Annotated in this window: 7 protein-coding genes; 1 reads left to right on the top strand and 6 read right to left on the bottom strand. The window is 58.6% G+C overall.

Translation table 11 applies throughout. The features are described 5' to 3' along the window. Positions 1-64 precede the first annotated feature (64 nt). Positions 65-2,158 (bottom strand): alpha-L-rhamnosidase-related protein, encoded by a 2,094-nt coding sequence (locus F1381_RS20275; RefSeq protein ID WP_246188121.1) that lies wholly within the window; start codon positions 2,156-2,158, stop codon positions 65-67. An 81-nt stretch (positions 2,159-2,239) separates the two neighbouring features. Here F1381_RS20275 and F1381_RS20280 point away from each other — a divergent pair, with 81 nt between their 5' ends. Then, positions 2,240-3,175: an AraC family transcriptional regulator gene (locus F1381_RS20280; RefSeq protein ID WP_151736680.1), complete on the top strand. Its 936-nt coding sequence runs from the start codon at positions 2,240-2,242 to the stop codon at positions 3,173-3,175. Between the two features lie 509 nt (positions 3,176-3,684). Here the strand turns inward: F1381_RS20280 and F1381_RS20285 are convergent. The 5 genes from F1381_RS20285 to F1381_RS20305 all read right to left on the bottom strand — a co-directional run. Next, positions 3,685-4,416 carry a sugar phosphate nucleotidyltransferase gene (locus F1381_RS20285; RefSeq protein WP_151736659.1) on the bottom strand — a complete coding sequence of 244 codons (732 nt, stop codon included), beginning with the start codon at positions 4,414-4,416 and terminating at the stop codon, positions 3,685-3,687. Between the two features lie 47 nt (positions 4,417-4,463). Beyond that, the gene (locus F1381_RS20290) at positions 4,464-5,201 is read right to left on the bottom strand and encodes a glycosyltransferase family 2 protein (RefSeq protein ID WP_151736660.1); all 738 of its coding nucleotides are present in this window, start codon (positions 5,199-5,201) and stop codon (positions 4,464-4,466) included. Next, positions 5,198-6,169 (bottom strand): glycosyltransferase family 2 protein, encoded by a 972-nt coding sequence (locus tag F1381_RS20295; protein WP_151736661.1) that lies wholly within the window; start codon positions 6,167-6,169, stop codon positions 5,198-5,200. Before F1381_RS20295 ends, F1381_RS20290 begins: the two co-directional genes overlap by 4 nt. Continuing rightward, entirely contained in the window at positions 6,166-7,014 is an 849-nt protein-coding gene (locus F1381_RS20300) for a glycosyltransferase family 2 protein (RefSeq protein WP_151736662.1), read from the bottom strand. Before F1381_RS20300 ends, F1381_RS20295 begins: the two co-directional genes overlap by 4 nt. 196 nt (positions 7,015-7,210) lie before the next feature. Next, on the bottom strand, positions 7,211-8,740 hold a 1,530-nt coding region (locus F1381_RS20305; protein WP_151736663.1), incomplete at its 5' end, for a WIAG-tail domain.

The raw sequence follows: 8,740 nt of genomic DNA on the forward strand, positions 1-8,740 counted from the left end.
GCAAAACCGGACCAGGCAGCAGGTATCCTGCCCGGTCCGGTTTTATTTTTTCGCCTCATATTTATCAAATAACCGCCGTGTACGTAATGGAATAGCTCTTACCTGCTTCAATCGTGACTTCGTAGCGGTCTCCGCCAAGCGGGCGTACAGTACCGTAATTGCAGGCAGGCTGTTCGCTGCTGGCGAAAGCCAGCACTCCCGAGCCGCTCGTGCTCTCTACGCGAATAATCGAGAGATCCGCCTCCACATTAATCTGCCCCTTTCCGGTTGGAACTGTGCCTTTCATGTGCTCAAGGCCGCCGAGATTCGGCTCAATGCGGTAAGTTTCATATCCCGGCGAAGCCGGCGTGACGCCAAGGAAGTATTTGCCCATCAGGTAGACCGGTCCCGCCCCCCAGGCATGGCACAGACTCTTGCCGAAAGGCATCCCATACATGCTGTAGTGGGCATCGTCGGCCAGAGCCGGATTGTATTCTTCCCAGAAGGTTGTCGCGCCGAGCGCAATCATGCCGCCCCAGTAAGACAGAATCTGCTGCCGGACCTGGTCATGCAGACCTCCCTCGCAGAGCACTGCCATCTCATGGAATCTCATATACGGCGTGCGGATCTGCGGAACCTCCGGATTCAGCAGGACGCTCTGAATGACGCGCTCCCGTTGTTCAGGAGTAAGATAGCCGTAGGTCATAGCGAACATACTGGCGTGCTTCGTCAGTTCAGGCTGTGTAACGCCATCTACGCGGTGATGGAGCAGTCCGCCCTTCTCCTCGTCCCAGAACAGCTGCATCGTTCTGGCCTTCAGTTCTTCGGCTAGCTTGCGGTAGGAATCCGAAGCCGCAGGGTCCTCCGCCAACCCGGCAAAGATACTCATGGCTTCAAGGGCGCGGGCCAGTAAAATTTGAATTGTGCTTAACGCCCCGGTTGTTGCGAAATCCGCCCAATCCACGAACACCCAGTCTCCGGGAAGGCCAATTAAGAAGCCTTCTTCATCGCGCTGCTTCAGGCAGAACTCCATCAGCGAGACGGCGCGGTCATAATATTGCCGGATGAAGCCGGCGTCGCCCGTGTACAGATAATAATCATAGAGTGAAATAAACCAGTAGGGCGAATAATCCAAGATCGTATTGATATGCTTGGTCAGCGGGTCCTTGCCCCGCAGGGCAATGAGCGTCCGGCGTGTCACATCCAGGTCGAAGAAGCTGTAATAATTCATCAGGAACGCCTGGTACGCATCGCCCGACCATACCCAGAAATCGCGTTTGATGCCGTCAAGGAAGAATTCCCGCGTGTTGAGCTGCAGCGTGTACATCCCCCTCCCGTAAATCTCGTTCAGCTTCGAATCGGAGCATTCGAAGGCGCCCCGGTAGTCGAGCGGCACATATTCATAGAGCATGGACACATGGCTCCAGCGCACACCGGGATCGGTCTGAATCCAGACATAGCGGAACGCCTTGGCGTCGTCCAGTGTGTAAATCCCGTCTTCGGCGCGTACCTCTGCTTCGTGTACGGTAAATTCGTCCAGGCTGTAACATCCATCGGGCGAAAGCGCCTCCATAAGAGATTCCCCATAATAGATTCTCACGGAGCCGGAGCCCGCCAGATTATGAAACCGCAGATAGCCGAACGTCTCCCGGCCAAAATCAAGCAGCGGAAAGCCGTCCCGCTGCTCAATGGAGACCGGCTCCTGCGGTGTAACCGCCAGGCGGAACTGTGACGGACGGTTCTCGGGCGAGTCGAACGTCCAGGACCCTGCCGGCAGCCAGTCGTTCTGGTAGGAGCTCACCTCCCAGTCCGGGCCAGTCCGTACATGCGCACCTTCGATCCGTAAGGCCGGTGCTTCAACATCGCTGAATACACATACCGTAATTTGATGGCGGCCGGCCGGAAGCGTCACGACCGGAGTGTTCGAACGGTAATTCTCCCTGCCGTCCAGGAAGAGCGAGAAGGCGCCTTCCGCCATAATTCGGATCTGCTCTTCCTGCGGCAGATCGTAGGTATACCGGAAGCTGACGTTCGAGTAATGACGGTCCAGCCGCCAAAAGACCGGATACATCACGCCCCGCGCCCTGCGCTTGACGGATACTTTTTCATGAAGACGTATTTCAAAATCACCCGGGTACCAGATCCAGGCCGCTGCTTGGTTGCTCGTAAACTGTTCCAATGGCTGCAAACCCCTTTCGTCTTGTGCTGGTATGATTGTATACTAATCGTAAATGTTACTGGGAAGGGAATCGTGCCAAGAATGACAGGAGATAGTGACATCATCAAAGCCAGCTTACCGGCCAAAGCCAAAAAAGCCCCGGTCCACCACTCCCCGGTCTCGGAGCATTTCCGCGGGTCTTTTCCGCTGTTCGTAAACCGATTTAATGAAGGCTTTGAGCTCCGGGAACATGATCACGAGTATCTGGAGCTTGTCTATGTAATGTCAGGTGAGGGCTATCATTACGTCGGCAGCAGCATCGAACGGACTACCAAAGGCTGCCTGTATATTTTGCCGGTCGGCACCTCCCACATTCTCCGCCCCGGCGACACTTCCGGCAAGAATAGCCTCATTGTCTACAACCTGTGCATTCTGCCGGAGTTTATCGGCATGCTGAAGAGCTGGCTGTCGTCCTACAGCAGCAGCGGCGGATTATGGACGATTTTTAACGGTGAACCGGGGAGTCATATTGCCTTACTGGATAAAGCGATGCGGTTCAGGGAGCCGTTCGAGCAGCTCCACCGGGAGTTTGCGGAGCAAAGGGAGGGATATGAGACAAGTATGTTCTCCATCCTGCTGCAATTGACGGTACAAATCTCCCGGCAGATGGGAGCGGAGACCGGGAACGGCAGGGAAGCGAATATAAACGGATTGCACCGGGAAATGTCCGGTCTGCTGGACTATGTCAATCAGCATATTGCCGAACCTCTGACACTCGGGCAGCTGTCCATGGAGGCCGGCTTAAGCCGCAGACATTTCATCCGGCGGTTTCGGCAGCTGACCGGTATGGGGTTCTCCGATTACCTGCAGCATAAACGGATCGAATTAGCCTGCCGCCTGCTGCTGGAAACCGGCGACAAAATCGAAACAATCGCCAACAGCACAGGGTACCGCGACCTGACGCATTTCCGCCAGGTGTTCCGCAAAATCATGGGGACCAGTCCCAAGGATTACCGTAAAGGCGGTGCCAATTTTTAATGGGTACGGCATAATCCCCCACAAAGCGGGCTCCCTTTGCCCGGAGGCTGACCTCACGAAAAAACGCTGCGCCAAGGGGGCATGCTGGAAGGCCCCGTTTGCCTTCGCGGCTCACAATGTATGCGATTTTTCGCATACATTGTCCCGTTTGCCTTCGCGGCGGCACATTGTATGCGATTTTTCGCATACATTTGGCCCGTTTACCTTCGCGGCGGCACATTGTATGCGATTTTTCGCATACATTTGTCCCGTTTGCCTTCGCGGCGGCACATTGTATGCGATTTTTCGCATACATTTGGCCCGTTTGCCTTCGCGGCGGCACATTGTATGCGATTTTTTGCATACATTGGCCCGTTTGCCTTCTCGGCGGCACAATGTATGCGATTTTTTGGCATACATTTGGCCCGTTTGCCTTATGATTTGATGTAGATTCCTCAAACAAAGAGACATCCTATGTATAGAATGTCTCTTAGAGATCTTAATGGACTTTTCAGCGGCAGCGGCCTTGCCTAGGGCAGCGTATCCTTCAGCTTTTCGCCGGCTTCCTGCAGCGACTGGAAGGTTCCGGCGTCGCTCCACCAATCCTGAAGCACGTCATAGGTCAATTTGCGGTCCTTGGCATACAGATTGTTCACGTCGGTAATTTCCAGCTCGCCCCTCTGGGAAGGCGACACCTGGCGGATGATATCGAATACGGCTTCGTCGTACATATAGATGCCGGTTACGCAGAACTGCGTTTGGGGATGCTCCGGCTTCTCCTCAATATAGGTGATCAATGAAGGGTCCCCGCTGTCGAATACGGGAACGCCGTATCTCCGCGCGTCCTCCACCGGCTTCAGCAGCACTTTGGCCGTGCCTTGCGGCTGCTGCAGGTATTTCTCCACATAAGGCGTCAGATCATCCATAAAGAGATTGTCACCCAGCAGCACAACAAAGCGTTCGCCCGGGAGAATGAAGCCCTCCGCCAGTTCCAGCGCTTCCGCAATACCCCCGGCGGCTTCCTGGATTTTGTAGGTCAGGGATACGCCGAATTCCGCCCCGCTTCCCAGGAAATCCGTATACTGCCCCGCGGACTGCTTGCTGATGACCAGGAGAATATCGGTTATACCCCCCCGGCGCAGTCGGTCGATGCCGTAGCACACCATAGGATATTTGCCGACCGGAAGCAAATGTTTGTTCATAAGCCGGGTCAGCGGATAAAGTCTGGTTCCTGTTCCGCCCGCCAATATGACTCCTTTCACTTACTTTCCTCCTTTTTATCTGTGTCATTAGTCTTCGGGTCAAGTCTTCAAATGAACTGGGCCGGGTCGATCTGCCATTTCTCGATATACAACCTGCGGTTGCGCTCCAGCAGTCCGGACAGTGCCTCAGCATAGTGCTCCTTGAAGCTGGCGCTGCCTTCGTGATGCACAAGGCAGTCTCCGGCAATGAGCAACCGGTAGCCGCGAAGCCGGGCGCGGTAACAGTAGTCATCGTCTTCGAAATGTCCCGGCGAAAAGCGCTCATCGAGCAGGCCTACCGTTTCGAGCAGCTCTCGTTTGAATAGAAAGCACAGGCCAACCAGACGGCGGGTCTGCCGCCATTTTCGCGGGTCCGGCACGTTGGCTCTGCCCGCTTCGTCATAGAAGCCCGCCAGATCGGAATAGTACGTCTTTACCCGCTGCAGCCCGCTGGCATAATTGGTGACCGGACCGACAATGCCGACCTCAGGAGCGCTGTAGAGCGCAGCCTTCAGATTGTCGAGCCAGCCCGGCGCCACAATGACGTCGTTGTTGAGCAGCAGCAGTTCATCTCCTGAGGCCAGTTGCAGCCCCAGATTGCATGCCGCCGGAAAGCCGCGGTTCTCGGGCAGGGACACAAAAGCAATATGATTGGAACGGCAATATAAGTCTGTTCCGTCCTCTGAAGCGTTGTCGACGACAATGATTTCATAGGGGGATACCGTATGGGCTCTGATCGCTTCAACACAGGAGCGCAGCAGACCGAGTCCGTTATAGGTTGGAATGATAATGCTGGTCGTCGTCATCTGCGGTTCCTCCATGCCGCGAGCCGCTGCCGCTCTTCGTGCAGCTTCTCGGGTGTTATACCGGCGGATTCCCGCTGCCTGAGCACTTCATCCAGCGCCTCCGCATGATCGCCGATAATCAGCTGCTCCACCGCATTGCCGGCCCCCGTATTTCCCTCGCGCAGCCGGTTGTGCTTGATTACATTGACCGAGCCCGCTTTCTCAACCCGCAGCCCCTTCATAAGCGCAAGGGCATGCGCTTTTGGAGGGACCATCAGCTCACGGCAGCCGATATGCTCCACTGCCCGCCGCGACAAGGCATGCGGGACGGCAGTCAGCGAGCTGGCCCCCAGATCCTGCCGGTCCAGCACGGCGTTCAGATACAGCTTGCAGCGGGTTACAGTGTCGCTGAGGCCAAAAGACGGCAAAAGGCCGTCCAGGTCATTCAGCGCCACATCCACCCCGCCGTCGACGGCAAACGCAAAGGGCGCCAGCTTGCTTGCAGGCATGTTTATGTCGCCATCCAGAAACAGCAGAATGTCGCCCCTGCTCAGCCTAGCTCCGAGCGCCCGCCCTACATCATGGCCGGCCGATTCCGGGCAGTGCACAATGATGGCCTTGCGGCACAGCCGCGCACGCTCATAGCTCTGGTCGGTGCAGCCGTTAAGCACCACGATAATCTCTGCCGGCTCCAGGCGCTCCACCTGCTTGAGCAACCCCGGAAGGGTATCCGCCTCGTTCCTGGCGGTGATGATCACCGACAGCGCACCCTTCACTCCGGGAAGCGGCTGCGCCGGGTTCGCGGCATGCGTCTTGCGCCAGGCTGCCGGCTTGCCCGCGCCGCCGCCGCGGACCGGCCAGACGACAGTGCTGCGGCGGGCTGCCGCAGGCGCTGCCTTGGCCTTGCCGCCGGCAGAACGGTGCACGGCGGACGACTTCCTGCGGGTTAAGGCGCTGCTCCGCGCCCTCTTGGTGCCGGATGGTGTCACCGTACCATCTCCCTTCGCCGGGCGCCGTCGCTGAAGCCGGCTCTCGGCCCCCGGCGCTGCAGCACCAGGGCGAGCGCATCCAGATGATCCCGCACCACAACCTCCTGCAGAGGATCAACACCGGCGCGTTTGCGGCGGGCGGCATTCAGCTTGCCGACCGGCACATGATGCACGGTCTGCACCTGCAGCCCTTCCATGACCGCCCGGGCGTGGGCGAGCGGCGGCCTGGACAGCGCCTCCGTCCCGAGGACACGGAGAGCGCTGCGGCTCAGGGCATGGGGAACGGCTGTAAGCGAGCTGCCTTTCAAGTCGGGTCGGCCGAGGAACAGGTTGAGCGCATGTTTGGACAATACAACCGGATGGGGCAGGACGCCGCTGACCGGACCGGAGTAGTCATTGAGCGCCACATCGGCACCGCCGCCGACTGCGGCAACGAACGGCCGCAGCTGTGCGGCGGTTACGGGCAAATCGCCATCTGTGAACAGCAGGATGTCTCCACTGGCGGCCTCTGCCCCCACACTCCGGCCCACGTCATGGCCAAGCGGCTGCAGAAATAGGAGCACCTTGGCGCCGTGCTTCGCTGCAATCGCTGCCGTTGTGTCTGTCGAACCGTTAACCACCACAATTACTTCGCAGCGCGGATGGACCTTCCGGGCTTCCGCGATAACTCCGGCAATCGTCCCCGCCTCATTCATCGCCGGAATGATGACGGACACATACGGCGCGGGATAATTGCCCGGGGTTACCGCAAAGTCCGTCCGCTTCGGACGGGGACTGCGCCGCGCTGCGCGTAAGATCCGCCGGCCTGTGCAGCGGGCAGATGTTCGTTTATGCTTCAAGCTCATCCACCTTCCTTGCAGGGCGTCTATTCCGGGCCCGGGGAGTTACATCACAGTCTATGTATTTCGCTGATCCGGGTAACGGCGGGTGTCTCTCTTTCCGGCAAAAAGAGGACAATAGCCCCTCCCGCGCAGGACGGGCTATTGGAACCGAAAAGGCGCAGCCCCCGGCTGCGCCTTGTATCCAAATATGCAATATCCCTTAATCGAAGATGCGGTGATCAGCTCCGGCTTTCGTCAGCGGCGAGCCAAGTGCGATCCAGGACAGTACACCGTAGTAGTGCGGGGATTCCTTCAGACGGTTCACCTGGATGACCGCTTCTCCTCCTGAGCGGTTCTTGAGCGAGGCATGGAAGAACGGCTGGTTGGTCATCGCCACAAGCACATACCCCGTATGCCCGAAATTCTCGTCAAACGACACCGTGACGTCCACGCTCTCGGCGTTGCCGCTGAACATAAAGGCGGTCATGCCGAACTGCTGCAATACGCCGCGGTTGCCGGCGCTGTGCACCGGACTGAAAGACAGATGCTCCGGATGCACCGACCCTCTGGCCAGATGCTCCGCCTGAACGGCTTCGCGGGCAATATGCTCCGTGCGGATGGCCTCACGGGCGATATGCCGGTCCCGAACGCTCTCTTCAGCCAATGAGGCTGCCGCACCGCTGCCGCCTCCAGCAAGCTTCTCGTGAACCTCATCGGCCAGATGCGTCAACCCAATGACGCCGGGAAGCAGGTGCCGCTCCTCCAGGATGCCGTCGACCAAATGTTCGCCGTAGATGCTCTCCGGCTGCAGATGCCGTGTCTCTACCGCACCGTCGACCAGCTTCTCTCCGCCGATGCTGTCATCCGGCAGCAAGTCTGCACTGTGCGCCTCTTCCGCCAGATGCTCCAGCGTAATACTGCCGGGACGGATATGGCGGCTCTCCACCACTTCCTGGGCCAGATGGCCTCCATGGACACTTTCGGCCGCCAGCTGATCAGAACCAATGGCTCCGGGGATGAGGTGAATGGAGCTTACTGTTCTGTGCGCCAGTTGGCTGGAGCCTACAGCGCCTGCCGCCAGATGGTTGGAACTGACCGCTCCGTCCGCCAGGTGACTGGAGCTGACTGCACCTGCCGCCAGCTTCTCGCCGCCGATGCTGCTGTCCGGCAGTTCACGGGTCAACGCGTCTTCCGCCAGATGCTCCAGCGTAATGCTGCCGGGACGGATATGGCGGCTCTCCACCGCTTCCTGGCCCAAGTGACCGCCTTGCACACTATTGGCTGCCAGCTGATCAGAACCAATTGCTCCAGGGATGAGGTGAATGGAGCTTACTGTTCCGGGCGCCAGTTGGTCGAAGCCTACTGCACCTGCCGCCAGGTGGCTGGAGCCGACTGCACCTGCCGCCAGCTTCTCGCCGCCGATGCTGCCGTCCGGCAACTCGCGGGTCAGCGCGTCTTCCGCCAGATGCCCCAGCGTAATGCTGCCCGGACGGATATGACGGCTCTCCACCGCTTCCTGGGCCAAGTGACCGCCTTGCACACTATTGGCTGCCAGCTGATCAGAACCAATTGCTCCAGGGATGAGGTGAATGGAGCTTACTGTTCCGGGCGCCAGTTGGTCGAAGCCTACTGCACCTGCCGCCAGATGACTGGAACTTACTGCGCCTGCTGCCAGCTGGCTGGAGCCGACTGCACCTGCCGCCAGCTTCTCGCCGCCGATGCTGCCGTCCGGCAACTCGCGGGTCAGCGC

Source organism: Paenibacillus tengchongensis (assembly GCF_008973665.1).
Lineage (GTDB): Bacteria > Bacillota > Bacilli > Paenibacillales > Paenibacillaceae > Paenibacillus_AQ > Paenibacillus_AQ tengchongensis.